Annotated in this window: 21 protein-coding genes; 2 read left to right on the top strand and 19 right to left on the bottom strand. The window is 36.5% G+C overall.

Annotation, left to right across the window (positions count from 1 at the left end; all coding sequences use genetic code 11):
* Positions 1–18: 18 nt before the first annotated feature.
* From HW423_RS07960 to HW423_RS07875, 18 genes are all read right to left on the bottom strand, one after another.
* Positions 19–294, bottom strand: a complete 276-nt coding sequence (locus HW423_RS07960) for a chorismate mutase (RefSeq protein WP_138403532.1) — start codon at positions 292–294, stop codon at positions 19–21.
* A 10-nt stretch (positions 295–304) separates the two neighbouring features.
* On the bottom strand, positions 305–1792 hold the full coding sequence (locus HW423_RS07955; protein WP_218931406.1) for an SLC13 family permease: 1488 nt from the start codon (positions 1790–1792) through the stop codon (positions 305–307).
* A 343-nt stretch (positions 1793–2135) separates the two neighbouring features.
* Entirely contained in the window at positions 2136–2897 is a 762-nt protein-coding gene (locus HW423_RS07950; RefSeq protein ID WP_218931405.1) for a hypothetical protein, read from the bottom strand.
* A gap of 18 nt (positions 2898–2915) precedes the next feature.
* Positions 2916–3086 (bottom strand): hypothetical protein, encoded by a 171-nt coding sequence (locus HW423_RS07945; RefSeq protein WP_218931404.1) that lies wholly within the window; start codon positions 3084–3086, stop codon positions 2916–2918.
* A gap of 138 nt (positions 3087–3224) precedes the next feature.
* On the bottom strand, positions 3225–5105 hold the full coding sequence (locus tag HW423_RS07940; protein ID WP_218931403.1) for an ABC transporter ATP-binding protein: 1881 nt from the start codon (positions 5103–5105) through the stop codon (positions 3225–3227).
* Positions 5105–7279 (bottom strand): ABC transporter ATP-binding protein, encoded by a 2175-nt coding sequence (locus tag HW423_RS07935; RefSeq protein ID WP_218931402.1) that lies wholly within the window; start codon positions 7277–7279, stop codon positions 5105–5107. Before HW423_RS07935 ends, HW423_RS07940 begins: the two co-directional genes overlap by 1 nt.
* 9 nt (positions 7280–7288) lie before the next feature.
* Positions 7289–7741: a MarR family winged helix-turn-helix transcriptional regulator gene (locus HW423_RS07930; RefSeq protein ID WP_218931401.1), complete on the bottom strand. Its 453-nt coding sequence runs from the start codon at positions 7739–7741 to the stop codon at positions 7289–7291.
* 159 nt (positions 7742–7900) lie between these two features.
* A complete protein-coding gene (locus tag HW423_RS07925) occupies positions 7901–8737 on the bottom strand; it encodes a pyruvate, water dikinase regulatory protein (RefSeq protein WP_218931400.1) in 837 nt (278 codons plus the stop codon).
* Positions 8737–9357, bottom strand: a complete 621-nt coding sequence (locus tag HW423_RS07920; RefSeq protein WP_218931399.1) for a helix-turn-helix transcriptional regulator — start codon at positions 9355–9357, stop codon at positions 8737–8739. Before HW423_RS07920 ends, HW423_RS07925 begins: the two co-directional genes overlap by 1 nt.
* A 35-nt stretch (positions 9358–9392) precedes the next feature.
* Entirely contained in the window at positions 9393–12014 is a 2622-nt protein-coding gene (gene ppdK / locus HW423_RS07915; protein WP_218931398.1) for a pyruvate, phosphate dikinase, read from the bottom strand.
* Positions 12015–12160: 146 nt separating this feature from the next.
* The gene (locus HW423_RS07910) at positions 12161–13012 is read right to left on the bottom strand and encodes a MurR/RpiR family transcriptional regulator (RefSeq protein ID WP_218931397.1); all 852 of its coding nucleotides are present in this window, start codon (positions 13010–13012) and stop codon (positions 12161–12163) included.
* 26 nt (positions 13013–13038) lie between these two features.
* Positions 13039–14133, bottom strand: a complete 1095-nt coding sequence (locus HW423_RS07905) for a DUF871 domain-containing protein (RefSeq protein WP_218931396.1) — start codon at positions 14131–14133, stop codon at positions 13039–13041.
* A 66-nt stretch (positions 14134–14199) separates the two neighbouring features.
* Positions 14200–15549: a PTS sugar transporter subunit IIC gene (locus HW423_RS07900; RefSeq protein ID WP_218931395.1), complete on the bottom strand. Its 1350-nt coding sequence runs from the start codon at positions 15547–15549 to the stop codon at positions 14200–14202.
* A gap of 12 nt (positions 15550–15561) precedes the next feature.
* On the bottom strand, positions 15562–15879 hold the full coding sequence (locus HW423_RS07895) for a PTS sugar transporter subunit IIB (RefSeq protein WP_138403544.1): 318 nt from the start codon (positions 15877–15879) through the stop codon (positions 15562–15564).
* A 12-nt stretch (positions 15880–15891) separates the two neighbouring features.
* On the bottom strand, positions 15892–16215 hold the full coding sequence (locus HW423_RS07890; RefSeq protein WP_218931394.1) for a hypothetical protein: 324 nt from the start codon (positions 16213–16215) through the stop codon (positions 15892–15894).
* Between the two features lie 19 nt (positions 16216–16234).
* Positions 16235–16555 carry a PTS lactose/cellobiose transporter subunit IIA gene (locus tag HW423_RS07885; protein WP_218931393.1) on the bottom strand — a complete coding sequence of 107 codons (321 nt, stop codon included), beginning with the start codon at positions 16553–16555 and terminating at the stop codon, positions 16235–16237.
* Between the two features lie 171 nt (positions 16556–16726).
* A complete protein-coding gene (anmK, locus tag HW423_RS07880; RefSeq protein ID WP_218931392.1) occupies positions 16727–17866 on the bottom strand; it encodes an anhydro-N-acetylmuramic acid kinase AnmK in 1140 nt (379 codons plus the stop codon).
* Between the two features lie 18 nt (positions 17867–17884).
* Positions 17885–18673, bottom strand: a complete 789-nt coding sequence (locus HW423_RS07875) for a hypothetical protein (protein WP_218931391.1) — start codon at positions 18671–18673, stop codon at positions 17885–17887.
* A gap of 163 nt (positions 18674–18836) precedes the next feature.
* Between HW423_RS07875 and HW423_RS07870 the strand changes: the two genes are divergently transcribed.
* Positions 18837–20060: an NADH-dependent flavin oxidoreductase gene (locus HW423_RS07870; protein WP_218931390.1), complete on the top strand. Its 1224-nt coding sequence runs from the start codon at positions 18837–18839 to the stop codon at positions 20058–20060.
* Between the two features lie 141 nt (positions 20061–20201).
* Here HW423_RS07870 and HW423_RS07865 read toward each other — a convergent pair whose 3' ends face one another.
* Positions 20202–22547 (bottom strand): ABC transporter ATP-binding protein/permease, encoded by a 2346-nt coding sequence (locus HW423_RS07865; RefSeq protein ID WP_218931389.1) that lies wholly within the window; start codon positions 22545–22547, stop codon positions 20202–20204.
* 362 nt (positions 22548–22909) lie between these two features.
* Here HW423_RS07865 and HW423_RS07860 point away from each other — a divergent pair, with 362 nt between their 5' ends.
* The gene (locus tag HW423_RS07860; RefSeq protein WP_218931388.1) at positions 22910–24451 is read left to right on the top strand and encodes an ATP-binding cassette domain-containing protein; all 1542 of its coding nucleotides are present in this window, start codon (positions 22910–22912) and stop codon (positions 24449–24451) included.
* The last annotated feature ends 132 nt before the right edge of the window (positions 24452–24583 follow it).

Here is a 24583-nt window from a genome sequence, read left to right as displayed (position 1 = left end):
GCTCCTTTATCCTATCTCTTACGACTTTCTTTTACTCATCCATTCTTGTTGATGACCTCTGGAAATGCGCATAATGTTCTCATATAAATCGGCTAACTCACCTTTTAAAGAATCATCTTCTAAGTAACTTTGTACTTTCTCGATAACGACCGCTTCACGGCCACTATCTAAGATTTCCATATTGTTCTCTAATTTAATCTCAGCTACTTCCTCAACCGTTTTCGTTCGTTCTTCAAATAACTTTACCAATTCGCGATCAATTCGGTCGATGGTTGCTCTTTGTTTTTCTAACATATTATTCCTCCTATGATAATTGACTTAAAAATACGCTTCCTAATGTATATCCTACCAATACCGCACTTGCGGCACTCCATAATAATAAGTAAAAACCATATAATAAAGCATCTTTAGCTGTGGTCCAACCAGATCCAATTGAGATTGCAATATAAGGCATTGCAGGTGGTGTCATGTATGCAAGTGACGCCATGAATCCAATTAAACTCGCAACGACTGCCACGTTTATTGGTAAATCCACCTGTGAACCCGCAATTGTAATAACTATGGTTGTAACAACTGACACAGTTACTAAGTTTGATGAGAAATTTGTTTGCAAGGCTGCCCAAAGAATGAAAACTAATACCATTAATAATGGTGACAAGCCAACTAACAATGGTGTTAAGAATGATTCGATTAATGTAATCACACCCATATCAGGATTTGATAAGAAACTACCTAGAGTGAGTGTCGCGGCTACGATGAGTAAACTCGGCCAGAACACACCTTTAGAAATTCCCTCTTGTAACTTAACTAAGGGCTTCCCATCTACGTGAACTACTGCTAAAACTAAAGAACCGATCATTGGTGGAAAGGCAATTCCTGCTGATTTTAGAAAGGCTGCCACTCCAGGTAAGATAAAGCCTAATACTTCTGGTAATAACCATAAAGCAACTACTCCACTAAAGATCGAAACGACTGCTTTTTCCTTTTTATCCGCTTTTGGTAAATCTGATAATGAAGCAATCTCACCCAGTTTTACGTTAGATAAATCCATTCGCCAAATCCACTTTAGAGAGACTAAAAGAATTAAGAAAATTGTTAAGCCTGCTGGCACTGCGAAACTCATATATTGACCATTCGTAATCGCCGTTCCGTAGGCCGTTTCATATAGCCCCATCGCAGTAATTGCGAACACGTGGTTAATAGGCGTCATCGCTGTTCCAATAGCTATTGAAGCATATAAGGCGACTAATAATTTCGAAGCTTGCTTATCCCCTTTTTCTAATCCGAATTGGGTCATAACCTCTTCATAGATTGGAAAGGCAATCATAAATAAGATCGTTGGTGAAACGAAAGTACTGATTAATAACATCACCGATAGAAAAGCAAAAACAAATCTCCAAGGACTTACTTGAGCCCAAGCACTATTAATTGCCCAGGCTGAAACTCGCTTTAAAAATGATGTTTGTTCTAAGGCATGTGTCACTAAGAACGTAAAGAATAAAAAGACAAACGTTGTATTACCAAATGACTGCTGGAAAATTTGTCCATAAGTGACTTCAGGTAGAAAACCTAAACAAATTAAACATAAAATACTTGGCCAATCAATGGCAACAAACAGCCACAATACCAAGCTACTAGCAAAAATAGCTAGAACTGAAAAAGTAACGGTTGGAATATTGAATAAACCAATTTGCATCGCTGAATTCAATACAGCTAGAGCTAATATAAGTAAACTAATGACGATTGAGATAATCTCACTAGTTTTAAATCCTTTTGATATAGAATTTGACATTGTTTACACTCCCCTTTTTTATAACTTTTCAACAAAAAAACTGCTTAGAATAAACTAAGCAGTTCTCGAAACTGGCCATTTTAGGATGTCCGCTTAATTTATACTCTAAGCGGCCAAGACACAACAATATCAAGCCACCATAGATATGAACTTTCGTTATACGTTCATACTAGGTGGTATGAACGCTATCTAAAGTAGCTAAAATACATTGATTTTAATGTATGGGATGATTGTTGCATGGTCCTAACCTCATTTCTGTTTCAAACAGTATACCTGACTACTCACACGAAATCAACATCAAATTCTAATAATATTTTAATTTATATTATATTCATTATTTATTCTATGAAGCTACTCCCACTGGAACTTCATCAGGCACTTCAATACTTTCATTAAAGTTTTTGTCAGTGACATTATAATTAAATTCTACTTGCAATGACTCTGGCATGTCCGGATCAGGTTCAGATGCTGAAGCTTCTTCGAGTGTTTGAACATCCGAATCAACCATCACTTGAATCGCTGTAATAAAATAATCTTCATCCATTTCAACTGTAATTGTGTAATTTAAGCCATCGGCCAAAGCGATCGCTTGGTCTTCATAATTTTCAATTTGGTTACTAATCTCAACACCAGAATCCACTGTTTCTTGAGTCACAGTCATCCCTAACTCTTCTAACGCTTCAAAGAATTCAACCCATTCTTCTTCTGTTTCGAAAGAGTTAATTGTGACAGTGTAGCCATTATCATTCTCTTCTACCGTCGTTTTCTCACTTAATAACTGATGCACCCTAGACGGAATATAATAACTACGAATTGATCCTTCGATGACTGATACAAGCATTTGATATTGAGTCGTAATTTGTTCCGCTGGCATACCGAGTACCGTAGTAAGGCCAGCAGTGACCCATTCACTTTCACCCTCTTTAGTAGAATCTTCTTCAAATGTGTACATTGTTTCATCGATGATATAATTTAGTAAGTGATAAGTTTCATCCATTGTCGACCCATCGTTATGTTCAGCGTTCATCGTTGCGTCTAAATCAAAACCTACTTCAAGTTCGGGCGCTATCTTGACTTGAAGTCTTCCATCAACAGTGTAGTCCATCGTTCCTTCAGGATAAATTCAATCCATATTCCCTTCAAAGTCACCTTTAAAGGATTCAATTTCTTTCAATCCATTAATCACATTTAACAAGACATCATCTGGAGCAAGTTCTTGTGCTTTTGCCGGTAAGGGCCCCATAGTTAAGACAACTAATAAAGTAACAAGTATGACGTTTATTATTTTCTTCATTTGTAAACGCTCCTATCTTGTTTGATACTTATATTATAAGCTTTATATAAACTAAAGTTCAAATATATCGAAGTTTTTGCATATAAAAAAGACATGAACAACGATTTGTTCATGTCTTTTGCTTATTCATTATTGACTTTAATCATCAAATTCCTCAAACGGTGAACCACCTGAAGCGAATTGACTATTGTAAAGATTTGCATATTTGCCACCTCTAGCAATTAATTCGTCATGGTTCCCTTGTTCAACAATGTCTCCGTTTTCCATGTATAGAATTAAATCAGAGTTTTTAATCGTTGAAAGACGGTGAGCAATAACGAAACTTGTACGACCTTCTACAATACGGTCCATCGCTTGTTGGATGAGAATTTCAGTACGTGTATCAACTGAACTTGTCGCCTCATCAAGAATAAGAACTGGTCTATCTGATAATAAAGCTCTAGCAATCGTCACAAGTTGTTTTTGACCTTGAGAGATGTTTGAAGCTTCTTCGTTAATTTCAAAGTTATAGCCACCAGGCAAGTTCTTAACGAAATTATGGACATGAACAGCTTTTGCTGCTTCAATCACTTCTTCATCCGTTGCATCTAATCGACCGTAACGAATGTTTTCCATAATTGTTCCGTTAAATAACCAAGTATCCTGCAATACCATCGAAATTGAACGTTGGTAATTAGCACGACTATACGTTTTAACGTCAACACCATCTAAGTTTATTGATCCTTTATCAACATCATAGAAGCGCATTAACAGCTTAACCATTGTTGATTTACCAGCACCTGTCGGTCCAACTAAGGCAACCTTTTGTCCGGCTTTTATATCGGCATTAAAGTCTGTAATGATGACTTGATCAGGATTATATCCAAATTGAACATGATTAAATGATACATCACCGTGCACATTTTCAATATCTAAAGTATTACCTGTTGTTTGATCTTGTTCTTCTTCATCTAAGAATTCAAACACACGCTCAGCCGCTGCTACCATTGTTTGTAATAAAGTAACAATTTGTGCTAACTGAGTGATAGGTTGTGTAAATCGGTTAACGTATTGAGTGAAGGCTTGAATAACCCCTACTTGAATCGTTCCGATAATCACTAGATAAGCACCAACCATTACTACTGCCGCATAACCGAAGTTTTGTAAGAAACGCATAAATGGGAACATAACTCCAGAGTAGAACTGTGATTTCCAAGCAGATTCTTCTAGTTTAGCATTATCTTTATAAAAGGCATCAATAGCATTATCTTCTTGGTTAAATGCTCTAACTATATTTTGTCCTGAGAAGTTTTCTTCAATTTGTCCGTTAATTACACCAAGGGATACTTGTTGTTGACGGAAGTATTTTTGAGATACATTAATTAGTATACGAATTGTAATTAAACTGATTGGCACGACCATTAATACAACTAAAGCGAGTATCCAATTAATTGTAAACATAATAACCGCAATACCAAGCATTGTCATGATAGAGTTTAATAATTGAGCAAAACTCTGTGATAATGAAGCTCCAAGTGTATCGATGTCGTTACTAATTCTTGATAAGACCTCACCATGTGAATGAGATTCAAAGTATTTCATTGGCATATTATCAATCTTATCTAACATCTTTTTACGTAAACCGTAAGTGACATTCTCCGTAACACCTGTCATTACGAAACCTTGAACCCAGTTGAAAATTGAACTCACTACGTATAAGGCTAATACTGTTAATAAGATTCTACCGATAACATTAAATTCAATCGAACCTGTTCCTTGAATTTCAGCTAACACACCTTCGAATAATATTGAAGTGGCTTTACCTAATTCACGAGGACCAATAATATTAAATAATACAGAGAGAATAGTCGTAAAAAAGACAAGTAATATTGCCCATTTAAAATTCAATACTTCTTTAAAGATTCGAAGTAAGCTATCTTTAAAGTTTTTTGGTTTTTCTGCGGCGCCTTGACCACGGGGTCCAGCAACTTTTGGTTGATTTTGTACTTTTTCTTCTTGTTGAGTATCTTTATCTGCCATTATTCTCCCTCCCTCTCTTGTTTAAATTGTTCTTCATAATTATCTAATTCGGCTTGAGATAATTGAGATGTTGCGATTTCGCGGTAAACTTCGCTTGTTTCCATTAATTCTAAGTGATTACCTAGTCCAACAACTTTACCTTCATCTAGAACAAGAATTTGCTCAGCATCAAGGATCGTACTAATACGTTGAGCAACAATTATCATTGTAGCATCCGAAACTTTTTCACTTAAAGCTTGACGTAAAGATGCATCGGTCTTGTAGTCTAAAGCAGAGAAACTGTCATCAAAGATAAACACTTTAGGTTGTTTTGCAATGGCACGAGCAATTGATAGACGTTGTTTTTGCCCACCAGACACATTACCTCCACCTTGTGAGATACGTTCTTTAAAGCCACGTTCTTTATCTTCGATAAATTCCGTTGCATGAGCAATATCAGCCGATTCATGCATCACTTCATCGGAAAGTGAATCAACACCGTAGCCTATATTACTTTCAATGGTACCTGAAAATAGTACGGCTTTTTGCGGTACGTATCCGATAATATCACGGAGTTGTTTTTGACTAATATCTCTGATATCGACGCCATCAATCTTAATTGATCCTTCTGAAACATCATAGAATCTCATTAATAAATTTAAAATCGTTGATTTACCACTACCGGTACCTCCGATAATTGCTGTTGTCTTACCTGGTTCTGCAGTAAAGCTAATGTTATTAATTACATTATTATCTGCACCAGTAAATTTGTAACTGACGTTATCAAATTCTACGACACCTTTTGGTGATTCAATTACTTTTACGTCTTCTTTATCATTAATAGATAACGGTGTATCAAGTATTTCTTGGATACGTTCCCCAGAAACGATCGCACGCGGAATCATAATTGACATCATCGTTAACATAAAGAATGAGAAGATGACTTGCATTGTATAAGTGATAAATGCCATCATCTCACCTACTTGCATTAAGCCGTCACCAATACGGTGGCTACCTACCCAAATAATTAAGACTGAAATACCATTTGCAATCAGTAATAGGATTGGGTTCATTAATGCCATTGTACGACCAACAAAGATATAACTATTACGTAAATCTTGGTTCGCGCCATCGAAGCGCTCAGATTCTAAATCTTGTCGACCAAATGCACGAATAACTTGTAGCCCAGTTAAGATCTCTCTGGCAAATAAGTTCACTTTGTCAATTTGTTTTTGTAACACTTTAAATCTTGGTATAACAACACTCATAAGAATTCCCATAAGAACTCCGACTAGTGATAGGGCTAAAATCGTAATCCAAGACATTGAAATTTGTGATTGGAATACATAAATTAATGCCCCAATCGCTAACATTGGTGAGAATAACACAATTCTAAAGAATACTGTTACCACCATTTGTACTTGTTGCACGTCGTTTGTCCCACGTGTAATCAGTGAAGCCGTTGAGAATTTCTCCATCTCTTCATTAGAGAACTGAAGAACTTTTTCGTAAGATTTTGTCCTCAAAGTACTTCCGACTTTCGCACCAACGACTGCTGCTACATAAGCTGCAAGTGCTCCGCCACCGAATGCAACTAAGGCAATCAGTAACATTTGTCCACCTTGCGTTAAGACGTAGTTAATTTGAGTACTACTTAAGTCTCCTCCAGCTTCTTCAGTTGCTTCTAAAACTGATTGAATCGCTGTTGAATGCACCATCGCAGGTCCGAGTGTATTCATTTGTTCAACGTACTCATCACGCATACCAGATAAGTCCATCACTTCTGAACTGTCACTTTCTTGAGCTGTCGCTGCTAATTCTTCTTCAGACATCCCTGAGATTGTTTGATACATAGCTAAAGGAACCTCAAAAGATTCACTTAAAGCTGTCATCATTTCTTCGTTTTCTTCAACGGAACTTTTAATTGTATAATTGCCGTTTCCATCTTGTGTATAATGCTCTTCAATTAATTCCTGTTCTTCAGGTAATAATAACATCTCGAATTCCGCCATTGAATCGGCTGTCATTTTTAATGGTACTGCTAATTCCACACCACTGTTTTGAATCCCAACGTCAACTAAGTTAGACGTATAAGTTGGTAACAAAAGCGTTGTGAATGCTTGTATAAAATGCGCAACAAGGGCAATAATAACCCATTTCCAATGAGGTTTTAAATGATTAATTAAATTTTTCATATAATATTACTATTCCTCACTTTCCTCTTTTATTTTATTTAAGACTTTTGTCAGTCGAGCTCCTGTATCAAGAAAGACACGGATCTCTTCTTCAGTAAACTCATCGAAAATAATTTTCATTGAGTTTTCCATATGTTGAATGGCTCGCTCATAATTTTCTTTTCCCTCATCTGATAATTTAAGAAAGATATTACGGCGATCATCTGGGTCATCTTCTTGAATCAGCCATTCTTTTTGAACCAAGCCTTTGACCGTTCTAGATATTGCTGGTGAAGATACGTTCATTAAAGTAGCTAATTCACGAGAGGTCAACATTTTATCTTCTTCTCGATGAGTTTTCCATACATGAAACAGTATCTTGAACTCACTTTTTGACATCACTGACCGACCTTGAACTTCTGCAGCTCTAGAAAACATTTGCGACAAGTTGTACATCTGATGCACTAAATGACGCTTTTTCACTATAACACCTCCTTAAATAACTTAACTTCGTTAATAGTTAACTTTGTTAATTATAAGCGAGTTATTATATAAATTCAAGTAAATCATTCAAATAAATCTATGAATACGATTTCTTATCTAAAAATAAAAGAACCAGCTATAAATCGCTGGTTCTCGTGTTTATTTCTCAGTATCATACAATTGATATTTCTTATATTCTTGTATAATATGTTCAGCCATTTCTTCGATCGATTGATTTTCTACGCTGACAATATGAGCATCAACTTTATCGAATAAATCGTTTGCAAACATTAATTCAGTTTTCACACGTTCAAGACTTGAATAGGTCGCATTCTCATCAAGTCCAAGAAACTTTACTCTTCCTTTACGAATATCACTAATGTATTTAGGCGATGCTGATAAGCCAAATATTTTTTCTTTTGGAATTTCAAAAATTTCTCGTGGGATATTTGCTTCAGGAAAAATGGGTAGATTCGCAACTTTGTAGCCTTTATTAGCTAAATACATACTTAAAGGCGTTTTAGATGAACGAGAAACTCCTAAGATAACGATGTCAGCTAATTTAAAACCGCGTCGGTTCTTTCCGTCATCATATTTAACTGCAAATTCAATAGCTTGAATTCGCTTGAAGTATTGATCATCTAAATTATGTAAACTTCCACTCTGTTCACTCGGTTCTTTGTTAGTGATTATTGAGATATGCTGTATTAAATCATGAATCGGATTAAAGTAGAACAAGTCATTCTTTTGGGTAAATTCTTTTGTAAAATAATGTAAGTCTTCATTAACTAAGGTTGCAACGACTGTGGCATGATGCTTTAGTGCATCTTCTAAAATCTCAGTTAATTCTTCTAACGTATTAATAAATGGAAATCGTTTAACACTTGAATCAGTGAAAGTCGGAAACTGTGCAAGTGCGGCATTTGTTACCCTAATCGCTGTCTCTCCAACTGAATCTGATATAACATAAAATGTTTGGTGATATTTTTCTTGCACTAAGCATCCTCCTCTGAACTTAACTCAACGAGTAAATCAATTATATTCGTCTTAGACATCTTGCCAATAACCTGATCGTCTGAACTAATTACCGGTAAAGAATCAATCTGATGTTTGGAAATTAATTCCGCTGCTTTCAGCACCGTCATTTCTGGTGTAACCGCAATGATGTTAGGCATTCTGGTCATGACAATTGCGACTGCAGTCTTCTCTGCTTGGCCTGCAAGCAAACTTCTTAGTAAGTCTTTTCTTGATACAACTCCGATGAGACTTTTCGACGATGAATCCACTACATAAAGTGAGCCAACATCATACATGAATAATGAGGTAATTGCATCATTTACCTTTGTGTCCGGGTAAACAATAACGGGTTGAATCATCACATCCGCCACTTTATACTGATTAAATTGCTCAAACAAAAGTGACTGAGGTTCAAGTCCTGAGTAGATATAACCGACTTTCGGTCTAGCATCCAGAACCCCGGTCATCGTTAATACAGCCAAGTCACTTCTCAACGTCGACTTCGCTAAATCAAGCTCTTTAGCAATAACATCACCACTTACCGGTTCTTTGCTTTTAACAATTTCAACAATTTGTTTCTGCCGTTGTGTGAAATTCATATTATTCCCTCACTTTACCATCTAAATATACCTGATTATTGATTTAATTTGATTGCACTTTGAGCTGCTGCCATTCGAGCGATCGGAATTCGGTAAGGTGAACAAGACACGTAAGAAAATCCTAATGAAGCAAATAATTCTACTGATTTTGGGTTTCCTCCGTGCTCACCACAAATACCAAGTTTCATTGTTGAATTTACTTTCTTAATATTTTCAATCGCTATCTTCAGTAAAGCACCGACACCTTCTTCATCCACACGTTGGAATGGATCATAGGCAAGTACACCTTCATTCACATATTGGTTTAAGAATTTCCCAGCATCGTCTCGTGAATAACCAAAGGCCATTTGTGTTAAATCATTTGTACCAAAACTACAGAAGTCACTGTGTTGCGCAATTTTGTCCGCAATTAAACTTGCTCTAGGTGTTTCAATCATCGCTCCAATTGTATAAGCTACTTGAACTTGATGTTCTTCTAATAGAGTTTCAATTCGCTCTTGAATAATTTCTCTTAGGTAAGCCGTTTCACGCTCTGTACTTACTAATGGTATCATAATTTCAGGCTTAACGGCTATACCTTTATTATTTAACTCAATAGCTGCTAACATGATTGCTTCTGCCTGCATCAAATATAATCCTGGGTAAGTCGTTGCTAAGCGACAACCACGGTGTCCGAGCATTGGATTTAATTCTTTCAAACCTGTCAGCCTTTGAGAAATATCCTCAACAGCGACGTTTTGTTGGCTTGCAACAAGTTCAATATCTTGTTTAGAATTGGGTAGAAATTCATGTAAAGGCATATCCAGTAGACGTATTACCGTTGGTTTATCTTGAATCAATTCAAAAATCTCTCTAAAGTCACTTTGTTGATGGATTAAAATCGAGCCTATGGCATCTTTTCTTTCTTTATCACTGTTAGAAAGGATAAAGCGACGTAATTCTCTCAAAGGTTCTGGTTTAAAGAACATGTGCTCTGTTCTAACAAGTCCAATTCCTGTTGCCCCAAAGTCTAAGCCCGCTTGAATATCTAAAGGCGTTTCGGCATTCATACGCACTTTTACTATCGCAATGTCATTTGCCCAAGACATCACAGTATGGTAATTCTCATCTAAATCTGAATTTCGCGTTTGAATTGCTCCGACATAGAGTGAACCTGTGTCCCCATCGACTGAGATGATATCCCCTTCAACTAAACTACCACCAGGATAACGCAGGGACTTCTGCTCTTCATTAATCTCAAGTACATCACAACCTGCTACGCAACATTTTCCCATGCCTCGGGCAACAACGGCTGCATGAGAAGTCATCCCACCATGGTTTGTTACGATTGCCTCACTGACACTCATTCCTTCAATATCTTCAGGAGAAGTTTCGTGACGCACTAAGATGACAGGTTTACCTAGTGCCGACCATTCTTTAGCTGTTCCAGCGTCAAATACTACATGCCCCATCGCTGCGCCTGGACTCGCTGGCAGGCCATTGTCTGTCACTAATTCAGCTTGAGCTAAGTCTTTCTCATCAAAAGTCGGGTGTAATAATTGATTAATCGATTCTGGATCAATCGTTAATAATGCTTCCTCTTTAGTTAAGATGCCTTCATTAACAAAATCGACGGCGATTTTGAATGCTGACTTTGCTCCTCTTTTTCCATTACGAGTTTGCAGTAGATGTAGCTTTCTGTCTTCGATTGTAAATTCCACATCTTGCATGTCTTTGTAGTGTTGTTCTAATTTATTAGTCATGTCTAGTAATTCAGTATAGATTTCTGGCATACTTTCATTTAAACGGTTAATAGAGATGGGTGTGCGAATTCCAGCCACTACATCTTCGCCTTGTGCATTCAATAGGAATTCGCCATATAATTGGTCTTCTCCTGTTGATGGGTTTCTTGTGAAAAGAACACCCGTACCACTTTCTTTGTTCTTGTTACCGAATACCATCTCTTGAATTGTTACTGCTGTTCCAATTGAATCTGGAATATTATTTAATTTTCGGTAAATTTTGGCTCGATCATTATTCCATGATTTAAACACCGCTTCAACCGCACCCATAATTTGTGCTTTGACATCTTGGGGGAATGCTTTACCCGCAAGATTTATATAGATTTCTTTATACTGCGTAATCAAATCTTTTAAATCATCAGCTGTTAATTGGAAATCTTGGCTATAACGTTTATTTCTTTTAACTTGATTTAAAATATTATCAAAGTGTTTCATATCAATACCATAAACAACATTCCCATACATTTGCAGAAGTCGACGATAACAATCATAAGCAAAGCGTTCATCTTGTGTGATTTGTGCAAAGCAAGCAACATTCGCATCATTCAAGCCTACATTCAATATTGTATCCATCATTCCTGGCATTGAAACCGTCGCACCACTTCTAACTGAAACTAAGAGTAAATTTTCTGTGTCCGAAAATCCTTTCTCTGAACTTTCCTCCAAGCGAATTAATGCAGCATTTATCTCTGATTGTGTCATTGAATCCAATTCCTCACCTTGTTCCAAATAATCGATACATGTTGCCGTCGTTATGACAAAGCCTTTAGGTACTGGTAAACCTAAGCGCGTCATCTCAGCTAAGTTACTCCCTTTACCACCTAATAACTCTTTCATCTCTAGGCTTCCTTCACTAAAATCGTATACATGTTGCATGATATATGCCTCCTAAATTATTTAATGCGTCATAAATACAATTATATAATACGTATTATACAAAAGACATATGATGATTGTTTGCAACATATATATTGTTTCGAATAAAGAAACAGCCTCTGCTCAAAGCATAGGCTGTTAAACAATTAATCATTGTAATCTTTAATCGCTTTACGTGAAAGCAAAATTCGATCAATCGCATCTTCATAATGTTTTGATGCATAAGTGTGAAATAAAATATCCACGGCATAAAACTGTACATGCAGAGAAGCAGTCGCCGCGCTACGATATAATTGTTCATTCGCTCTAACATGGCGTATCGTTACGTCGGCTTCTTCAGATAAACTATTCTTTCCAAACTGTGTAATCGCCATCGTCTGACATCCTGCTTTATTTGCAAGTTGTATTAACTTTATCACTTCTTTTGTTTCACCCGAGTTAGATATACCCACGAACAGGGCCTTTTGTTGGTTCCCTGTTATGAGAGTAATCATCACATGTGCATCTTTTTCGACAATCGCTATCTTGCCAATACGGCGCCACTTTTGGGCAAAGTTTTCTGCCACGAGGTGAGAGGATCCCACTCCATATACATAAATAACATCTGCCTCTTCAATTTGCTGAATGGAAGCATTGACTTCTTCTTCTTTAATTAATGATGTTGTATCAACTAAAGATTGATGCGCATTTCCCAATAATTTTTCTTTAATTTCGTAAAAATTCTCATCCTCACTTATATCAGAGTAACCTGAATCGGTTAATTTTGATAATTCGCTGGAAATCATGAGTTTCAACTGGGTAAAACCATCAATATCTAAGCGTCTACAAAAACGAACCACGGTTGGAGCACTGGCACCCGCTTTTTCTCCCAACTGCTTAGCTGAAAGATAGATTGTATCTTCAGGTGCATCTATAATTGCTTGAGCAATCTTCTTTTCAGCCTTAGGTAAACTCTCTTTGATTGATTTTATCAAGCCAATAATATTTGTCTCAGCCAAACAATCCTCACCACTTTTCTATAATATTAACGATTTACTTGAAGTTTAAATTTTTGCCAAGGTTTTATATCATCTAAGATAAATATTTCCTCTTCTCTTACTCTTCCTACAACATTACTCTTACCGCTGTTTTTCATATCCTTGAGAGCAATTTGTAATTCTCCAGCATAATGTCCGTATTCACTACTTTCAATAATGACATCACCTCGTCGGATGACTTCTACTGGATTGATAACATCAAACTGGTGTCCTTTGTATTTTACTCGGCTTTGGGTAGAGCGAATAATATTTTCGCTGATATCGCCTCGGTTAAAGTGCAATGTATCGAATAAAATATCTGTCTCAATTTCTGGTAAATTCTCAATTGGATCAACGTTAAATACCGGCATTGTTAGATCTAATTCTTTTACTCTTTGTAATTCGTCCTGTGTTGGGAAGCAGTTAGATATAATTATATCATCGATGAGGTTTAATGTAATATAATGTTTTAATTGAACATCTAAAGGTAATTCCCGATGAATCTCTAATGTTGGCAGACCATCCGTGACTGGCCAAGGGCCATATGTATCTTTATTCTGACTTGTAATAAAGGCTGCCGTTCTTAACCCATATTGGCTGAATCGCTTTGTACATGCTTTGAAGAAATCGATTCCTAAACCACTATAACGGTGTGGATAAAAGTTATGACAAGCAATTAAATTATATTGGTTAGGTTGATAGTCCATGATGGTATCAATCGTATGAACATTATTACTCATATTAATCTCAATCAGCAAATCTTGCTTATTAAAAGTCATTAATGCTTCTTCACTTCCGGTGAAGCCCATGTCTAAACGCAAGCCATCGGCTCCAATGTCTTTAAAGAAAGATAAATCATCATAACTTATCTCTAACTTTTCAAAGATACGAGGGGCCACATCAACAATAATTTCAAAACCGAGGTCTTTAGCATATTGATTCACTTCTATAAATTCAGAAATAATTTGGTCTTTGTCACTATCAGCTGATAGAAGACATGAAAAGATTCGACTGAAGCCACTTTCTGAAGCGGCTTTAATATATTCTTTGATACGTTGACTGTCATCTTTTTCTGGATAAATTGATATACCTAGTTTTCTCATAATTACCTACCTTTTTACTTAATAAACGTCCTAGATTAGTAGGACGTTTGAATGTGTGTTGATATTTTATTCTGCGCTTGTATCTTGTTGTTCTTCGGCTAATAATTGGTTGTCATAAGTACGGACAAATGGATAATAAATTAAGACAGCGATGAGTGTTAAGACAATATTTAGTACTGCTGCTCGCCAGTCATTCCCCATAGAAAGGAAGGCTCCTATTGGGCCAGGTAACGTCCACGGTGCACTTGCGACTGTTCGACTGACAAATCCCCATTCTGTTGCGTACCAGGCAATTACAGCATTCACCATTGGAGCAACTGTGAATGGAATCATTAATGTTGGGTTCAAGACAACTGGTGCCCCGAAGATTAATGGCTCGTTAATATTAAAGATTGCTGGAACTAACGCTGTTTTACCTAAGGTTTTCCCATAAGTAGATTTAGTTGCGAACGCAAGTAATAATGCAAGACCAATCGTTGCTCCTGCACCACCGATATAGATAAACCATTGATAAAATGGCTCTGGAGCTGTATTCTGAATGGCTTCACCCGCAGCTAATGCGGTTGTATTTTGCTCTAAAAGGACTAACCATAAAGGTCGAGCTAAAGATCCAACAATGGATGCACCGTGAATACCAAAGATCCAGAAGAAATTCGTTAAGAACGTTAATAGTAATACCGAACCTAATGAGTCAGAAGCTGAAATAAGTGGTTCCATAATTGTGGCAATAATTCCGTGAACATCAATTTCCATCCACATTGTAATTGCTGATACGACAATTAGAATAATAGCGGTTGGCGTTAGGGCTTCAAATGAACGCGCCACTGAAGCAGGAACTTGTTCTGGCATAGAAATCTTGAAACCACTCCGTTGAGTAAATCGATACACTTCGACGGCAAAGAAGGCACTCAGTATCCCGATAAACATCCCAGCGGATCCAAGGTTTGCCATTGGAATATTAAAGCCAGCTGGAATTTGTTCTAAATAAGTTGCCAATTCAGGATTCTGTGTAGCTAATTCAGTCACGCCATCAGTGACTGCAGGAATCATCACCGGGATGACAGTTAATAGATAAGCTAATTCTGCTAAAATCCCGCCTGATAAACCATCTAAATCGTAAGATTTTGCTAAAGAATACCCAATTCCAAAGACAGCATATAAGGTCATAATGTACATTGACATTCTATAAGGTAATAGAATCTTGAATTGATTCTCCATAATCCAATTTGAAATACCCCATGATTCAGGTAATGAGTTTGGTAAAAAGGCAATAACCATAAACATAGAAGCAACAATAATGATCGGTAATGTCGCAACAATACCATCACGAATGGCTCTTAAGTGACGTTGCTCACCTAATTTTGCCATCGGTGTCGAAAGATGTGAATCAATCCAATTCGCTATGTTTTCAAACATTTTTTATCCTCCTTAGTTGAATAAATCACTGGCTTCTTTTTTAATTTGCTCTAATAAAAATTTCCCACCGATGGGTGAATAACCTTTAGGTGCAATTAATAAGATTGGCACATTGGCTTTGTCAGCGTCTGCTTTAAACGTATCAAATCTGTGACGCACTTGCGGTGCTACTAATGCTAAATCATACTCTCTTCCTACTTCATCAGAAAAGGCAGAAGTACTTATTTCATTAACTTCAAAATCCAAACCATCTTTTTGAGCTGCTTCTTTCAACGACTTCGCAGCAATGGCACTCGACATTCCACCGGCACAAACTAATAATATTTTCATTCTAATTCCTCCTTAAAATAAGACAGCAGCATAATAAATTCCAAATAACATGACAAAAGCTAAGACTGAAAACATGCCCCCTAACCAAAGAAAAGCTTTACCTAATTTCTTTTTGTTTTGAATTTTTTCTTGGATAAAACCTATACCATAACCAATGACTAGACTTAATAGTGTAATTACTACTAAAAGCATATTTCTTGGAATGTTTTCAATAATAGTCATTCCAATGGTAAATGTTATAAATATATACAACATCAGTAAAAAGGCATTTTTGAAACTGAGTGTTGGAACTTGCGTTCTTGCTTTTGTTTCTGCTTTGTTTTTAGCCATCATCATCACCTTTCACCTTTTATGCTTAACTTAATTTCTTCTCCAACTCATTCAATCGTTTATTCTGTCTAATGAGTATATTCGCTAAATCCCTTACTTCCATCGCAGTCATCAAGTGATCTTGGGCATGGACGAATAAAACTGAAACCGTAATATGGTTTCCATTCACTTCATCTGTAATAATGCTTGTTTGTACTTTATGCGCTTTTTTCAAAAACTCATTTGCTTCTACTAGTAATTCTTCAGCTTTTTCGTAATCCCCTTTTTCTGACGCTTCGATTGCTTCATAGGCTAATGACTTCGCATTGCCTCCATTAGAAATAATCTCGAAAATAATTTCTTCCATTCTATCGCTCCTGTCTCATTTTTAATGAATGCGTTTTCACACATTTATAATAACATATATTTATTTGAATTGAAATATCATTTCTTGTATTTTAAAAAATAAATGAAATTTTCTTCAATAATCAGCAAAAAAACTCAACAAGATTTTGAGCTTGTTGAGCTATTATAATATTTAAGGTGCGTATTGAATTTTACCTAAGATGGCTGGTTTTGAAGCGCCAGTGGCACTTGGGACATTTGACGGTTGTTTATGAAAAGTTTCGTTGGCTAATATAATAAACGCAATCGCTTCTTTCGCATCTGAATTGAACCCAATATCCTCCTGAACTAAAATAGACACTTCTGGCATTAATTCTGACAAGTACTTTCTTATGGCTTTATTATGACTTCCCCCACCAGAAATGATTAATTCATCGAGAGTATGTATTTTCTCTACGTATTCGTAGTAGTGATAACTGATGCAATACGCTGTGAACCAAGTTAGTGTCGCCACGACATCCTCTGCTTTACTTGATTTATATCTTTCTAATATAGACGCCACATAATCATCGCCAAACATTTCTCGACCTGTTGATTTTGGAATGGGTAACTTTAAATATGGATGACCTTTCAATTCAGCTTGGAGTTGAGGAATGAATTCACCACTCAAGGCTGATTCTCCCCCTTTATCATAGTTTTTCTGAAAATAATATTTCATTGCCGAGTCAATCATCATATTTGCTGGTCCTGTATCAAATGCTACAATATCATTGGAATCCATTGTATTTGGAACGATCGTAATATTTCCTATGCCACCAAGATTTTGTAAACCTCTGGATTTATTCTTATCTGCGTACAATACGTACTCAGAATATGGAACTAAAGGTGCTCCTTGCCCCCCTAATGCAACATCGATCACGCGAAAATCACTAATCACTGTACAGCCACAACGTGCTGCGATGACGCCACTTTCACCCAATTGCATTGTATTTGCAACGTATTCATTATTAGGAAAAGGATGGTGGTAAATTGTTTGACCGTGACTGGCAACAAAGTCCAACTCAGTTGTTTCGATCCCAGCTTTTTGACAAATTTGTTTAACTCCATCAGCAAACAATTCACCTAATTCAAAGTTTAGCGATGACAAATCGGCTGGTCGAATGAACTCATTTGCAGCACATTGACGAACTTTTTCTTGAATTGCTTGAGGTAAATCATACGTATCAAATTCAATTAAACGCACACTCGTATCCGTTCCGGAGCCTAATATTTCACATAAGGCGACATCAATTCCGTCTAAAGATGTCCCCGACATAATTCCAACTGAAAGCATAAACGACCTCCTCTTTATTTATTGCGCAGGTTCAAAGACTTGATTATCCACTTGCGAAACAAGCATTAAATATATGAATCCTGAAAAACTATAGGCCATTAAATCTTCAAAAGTAGCTGTTGAGTCACCCACAACTTGTCCATCTTGAATAATCAATAAACCTCCTTCACCAATATTGGCTGACTCTTTTGGATAGCCTACTCCATACGCATACTCACCGTCTACTTTGATTTGTCCAAAGCCATTTAATTCAAAATTTTCAACCTCAGCCAGTTCTTCTACACTGGCATTGTCAGATACTAAAGCTGAATGGTCTGTAGTTGAGACTAATCCGTCTGCCATGAAGGCAAGTGATAAAGTAGTAATCCCAGTATAGATTAAATTCTCATTCACAAAATAAAAATCAACTTGAGCCCAGTCTTCAATACCGGTGGTCGGATTTAAATCCCCTTCTTCAGCCCGATAAATAAAACTAATCGTTGCAGTTCCATCTTCTGCCGATTCCTCAGCAACTTCAATATTCTCATCTGGATTATATGTTTCAAGAACTTGAGTGTAAGATGTTCCTGGCTCCATTGTTTCTAAATCTGCTAATTGATAGTCTTCGATAGCGGTTTGATAATCTTCCCAAGCACGATCTAACATCTTATTCTCTTGCGCTTTGTCTTCAAATAGTGTGATTACCCACTCTGGTAGCATCTCTGCATCTGTACTGCTTGTTTCTGATGTTGCATGAACATGATTCTTTAAGGGAACGAACATCGTGAATAGAAGTAACGTAACTAAACCTTTTTTCATATTTTTCATTTTTAATTCAACCCTTTCAAATAAAACAGCAACGTATCTTGCTTTATTATAATGAAATCCTTTTCACAATGGTAGTAATATGGGTTATTTTGAAAACGAGTGAGTGGTCGCTTTATTATCTCTATGATACAATTGATATAATATAAATTAATAGGAGGATCTAATGTCAAACCAAATCAACAATAAATATGCCCCACTTTTCGAACCCTTGCGTTTACCTAATGGAATTGAGATTGCTAACCGCTTTTCGTTAAATCCATTAACAACGAACGCATCATCACGTGAAGGATATGTCACTGAGGAAGAAACTCTTTATGCCGAAAGACGCAGCAAATCTGCGCCTCTTCAAATAACAACTGCTGCATATATCGAAGATTATGCACAATTGTTCGAGTTTGGACCGAGTGTTCGTAACGACAGTTATATCTATGGGTTATCTAAATGGGCCGAAGCTATGAAAAAAGATGGTGCGAAAGCCATACTACAATTAACTCATGCCGGTCGTTTTGCGAAAGTAGCTTTGCGTGATTACGGCGTAGTATATGGTCCAAGCCATATGAGTTTAAAAACTCCGGTTGAACACGAAGTTTTACCTATGTCTAAAAGAAAAATTAACCACGTGATTCAACAATATGCTGACGCGACACGCCGTGCCATTGAAGCTGGATTTGACGGAGTTGAAATTTCGAATGCTCAAAGCCTATTACCACAACAGTTCTTCTCACCTTTCTCAAATGAACGTGATGACGAATACGGTTCTCAAACTTTGGAAAATCGTGCCCGTTTCGGTGTTGAAGTGATGAAAGCTGTTCAAGGTGCTATTGATGAGTCTGGGGTTGAAAACTTTATTCTTGGCTTTAGAGGAACACCTGAGGAAACGCGTGGATCTGAAGTTGGTTATACTGTTGATGAGTTTAATCAATATTTTGACTGGTTATTAGAAGTGTCGGATATTCAATACTATGCGATTGCTAGCTGGGGGCGTGACATTTATAAAGCAACTGCCCGCGCTGGAAAACACGAAGGTGAGTTAGTTAACAAAGCAGTTTATGATCATATTAATGGACGTGTTCCAGTAATCGCAACAGGTGGGATTAATGACCCCGATAAAGCACTAGAAGCTTTAGAAAATGCTGACATGATCGGAATGTCATCTGTGTTTGTTACTGAACCAGATTATGTTCAAAAATTGGAAATTGGTAAAGAAGATGACATCGGACTTGGCTTTGAATTAGATGAGCTGGCTGATTTAGCGATTCCGAGACGCGCTTTCAAAGATTTAATCGAATTTATGGACTTCGGTGGATCGTTACCTCAAGAAACGCGCGATGAATTCCGTAAACTGACTCAACAAGATGAAACGAGTTACTTCAAAGAATTCAAATAAAAAAACGACTCAATCCCCTGTGATTGAGTCGTTTTTGTGTTTAGGTAAGAAATTTAATATGATTCCTACTTAATTTATTGATTTTTTGGGTGGAAGTGACACTTTGAGTTTCCATAGTATCGCTCACCAAAAATAAATCGATTAATCAGCTCGTAAAGCAATCGCCGCGTCTTTATTGGCTGCCATTTTAGCAGGAATGTGTCCACCTAATACAGTTAGAATCGTACTGATGATTACTAATACAATTGCATGCACTGGATCTAGTTGGGCAACATTAGATAATTCTGTCAATGATTCTATCATTGAATTTATTGGGGAAGTCAGTAAGTAAGCGACGACGATTCCTATGACACCTGAGAAGACTCCAAGAATTAATGTTTCAGCGTCAAATACACGTGTAATATCTTTTTTACGGGCACCTAAGGCTTTCAGTACACCAATTTCTTTTGTTCTTTCAAGTACAGACGTGTAAGTAATAATACTAATCATAATCATACTTGTAATTAATGAAATCGCTGCAAAAGCGATTAAAACATAAGTGATCGCATCCATTAAGCCACCAGTTAATTCTGTCATCGTACCAGCTAAGTCAGAGTAAATAATTTTATCTTCATTAGCCTTACCTTCATTAAATTCATCAAGGTAAGCCAACACTTCATCTTTAGCTTCGAAATTGTTTGGATAAATCATAATTGTATTTGGAATTTCATTGGCACCCAAGAATGTCATTACTTGATCTTTAGACTCACCTTCTATAGGTTCGTTCGTCATCACATTAACATCGGAATCTTCTTGTGCTTGAACAACGTCAGATTTTTGATTTTCATTCACAACTTTTTGAGCGAGTAAATCACTATACGCAATACCTGGAGCTAATAAGTCCATTGGTGAGTCTTCTTTAATTCTAAGAACTCCTGACACTGTGATTATTTCATTTGAATCATTATTGTAAACCTCTTCTAAATCTTGGTTTGGTACATAATTACCTGTAAGTAACTCTTCATAGTAAGCATTGTTATAAACTAATGCAATTTTAGTTCCAACAATATCTTCAAATGGAATCGCGTCACCTTCTTCTACTTCAAATCCTAAATTATTCAAGCCATGTAAGTTCGCTTCGTTATTCTCATCGACAATTAAGACGACTTCATTTTCATTGGCTGGATAATTTCCAGAAAGTACATCATAGTTATCTTGTAAGAATGTATTGTTGCCAGAATCTAAGTTATGCGGGAATGTTGAGACACCAACACCCGTCATGCTTGAGACCATATTCATCATATCACCGGTGGTTTGATTTTCACTATCTACATTTGAAAATTGAACCATTTGTGGCTCGCCATCAATTTCACGCATTAAATTCAACTGCGTGCTACGCGCATAGTTAATATGTTGACTTAACGCCGGATCAATATTTTCTACATAATCAATAAATTCTTCATCAATTGGATTAATATGTTGAAAGTTCTCTCTTGGATCTACATTGGCGACTACTTCTGATGTTTTAGGAAATGGTTCGTCGCTATCTTCAATATTCGTCAGATTCTCAGCAGATGTATCTTGGGCAATTTGAGAAATTGTTATAGGAAACTGAGCTAAAGTTTCTGCTTGTGTTTGGTCAATTTGCTTTTGGAATCCATTTGATAGAGATAGGACGACCGCTATACCGATAATTCCGATACTGGACGCGAATGCAGTTAAGAACGTCCGACCTTTTTTAGTCCAAATATTTTTGAATGATAAGCTAAGTGCTGTAAAATAGCTCATCTTAGTGCGTTTTAAATTTAATTTATCAGCTTCAACCGTATTGTCATATGGATTTGAGTCCCCCACCATTTGTCCATCGCTAAATTCAATAATGCGATTGGCATAATTTTCTGCTAATTCAGGATTATGTGTGACCATAATCACTAATTTCTCAAGTGATAATTCTTGAATTAACTCCATAATTTGAATACCAGTATCTGAATCTAATGCTCCTGTTGGTTCATCACATAATAAAATATCTGGATCGTTTGCTAAGGCACGTGCAATGGCTACACGCTGCATTTGGCCTCCGGATAATTGATTTGGTTTTTTATTTAAGTGATCTCCCAAACCTACGCGTCTTAAGGCATCTTCCGCTTTTTGACGTTTTTCTTCTTTCGAAACACCACTTAATGTCATACCTAATTCCACATTATCAGTAATGCCCAGGTGACTAATTAAGTTGTAACTTTGGAAAACAAAACCAATAGAATTATTTCGGTAAGCATCCCAATCTGTATCTTTAAAAGATTTAGTTGATTGCCCATTAATAATCATATCTCCACTATCGTAACGATCAAGACCACCGACAACGTTTAAAAATGTTGTCTTTCCAGAACCACTAGGTCCAAGTATCGCTACAAATTCCTTTTGACGAAATGCAACAGATACATCATCTAATGCTTTCGTAACCGTATTTCCTACTTTATATACTTTTTTGAGATTTTGTAACTCGAGCATACTCCACTTCCTTTATCTATATTTTAAGATTGATTTTATTTCCACCAACTACTCTACCACTTATTTGTAAACTCTACATTAATTTAGTCCATTTTCAGAAAGTATTTGTAATATTTCGTGTATTGTGTTACATTTTGAATAATAAAATGATAGGTGGTGTACAAATGATTATTATCTAAAAAAGCAGCTTTAGGAAAATAGACACCCATAGTTTATTTTCTGCGGTCTTTTTTAGATGATAATTGTGCATCCTGTAGGTTTTTTGGTATACCTTACTCCTTACTACTATGCCCTTTCCTAAAAACGGCCGTGCTGCAATCACATTGTAGTCGGCCGTTTTTTTGAATATGAGGTGAATATTTATGTTACAAATTAAAAACTTAACTATACGACATCGATATGATTTATCGATTTTAATGGAAAATGTTAACTTCGTGGTGAATTCGGGTGATAAACTCGCGATTTTTGGCCAAGAAGGTAATGGTAAATCAACATTGCTGCATTATATCTTACAACTAAGCCACATCCAAAGTTATTTAGAAATTACTGGAGAACTGGTCAATCAGTTTAGTAAAGTAGGCTACCTACCACAAGCTCTTCCGGAAGAATTATTAGAAGAAGAGATTGAATCATTTTTCTTCGCGGATAGTGATGTCGCAACAATCGATTACACTGAGCTTTATAAATACGGGAGTCAACTTGCCTTTGAAATCGACAGACTATACTCTCAGCAAACACTTAAATCACTCTCTGGTGGAGAACGTATTAAAGTTCAACTACTTAAATTACTTATGCTTGGCTGTGATTTATTATTATTAGATGAGCCATCCAATGACTTAGATATTGATACTTTGAATTGGTTAACGTTTTTTATAAAACATACAACTCAAACAGTGATCTTTATCTCCCATGATGAATCGTTACTAGAAGAAACTGCTACAAGTGTCTTGCATCTTGAACGATTGCAACATAAAGAACGCCCTGTAGCAACCTTCGCCAACTTACCCTATAGTGACTATATTAGCCAAAAAGAATCCAAGTATAATCAACAAATGAAAGTTTCATTGAAGCAACGCGAAGAACACGATAAAAAGATGGCACGTCACCATCGCATCGAACAAAGTGTGACACAACAGTTAAGAGCTGCGCATGATGCAACCGCTGGTAGATTGCTTGCCAAGAAAATGAAAGCAGTCAAATCTATGGGGAATCGCTATGACCGCGAAACTGAAAATTTTGACGAAGTCCCAATAAAAGAAGATCCTATTGATATTCGTTTTTCGAATACCCAGCCTGTTCCTCAAGGTAAACAAATTCTTAATCTACATAATGAAACGATAGATATTGATGACAAAGTTTTAGCCAAAAACCTTAAACTAACTGTGAATGGGTCTGACAAAATCGGTATTATTGGACAAAATGGTATCGGTAAAAGTACCTTCTTAAAGAAAATTGAGCAAAAATTGGCGAATACTGAAGCAGTAAAAGTTGGTTATATGCCACAAAATTATGAAGACATCCTTTCACCCGAAGATACTCCCATTAGTTTCTTAAGTGAAACTGGTTCGGCTGAAGAAACAACACAAATTATGACTTACTTAGGCAGCATGAAGTTTTTGCCTGATGAAATGTCGCATTCTTTCAACGCCCTTTCTGGTGGCCAAAAAGCAAAACTATTCTTACTAAAATTTGACTTACAAAGACAAAATGTTTTGTTATTAGATGAACCGACAAGAAACTTTTCACCCACATCGCAGGGTGAACTAAGACAAAATTTTAAAGACTTTCCTGGTGTAATCATCACGGTATCGCATGACCTCCGCTTTTTACAAGTTGTATGTAATCGTATTGTTGAATTAACACCAGATGGCTTTGTTGATCAAAGTGATATGTTGAAGGAGTAGACAACTTTGATTAGTCTTCATAAGCTTTTGGGTTCTATATATGAGTCTGCTTAAATTTTTTCAGAAATGAAATGAGCCCATTAATGAAATGGACATGTCTCTGGTTGTCCACGTTCATAGGACCAGTATAAA

The sequence above is a fragment of the Ruoffia halotolerans genome, assembly GCF_014049385.1.
GTDB lineage: Bacteria > Bacillota > Bacilli > Lactobacillales > Aerococcaceae > Ruoffia > Ruoffia halotolerans.
Note: the sequence above shows the minus strand (reverse complement) of the source record. Positions and strands in the feature narration are given on the sequence as shown.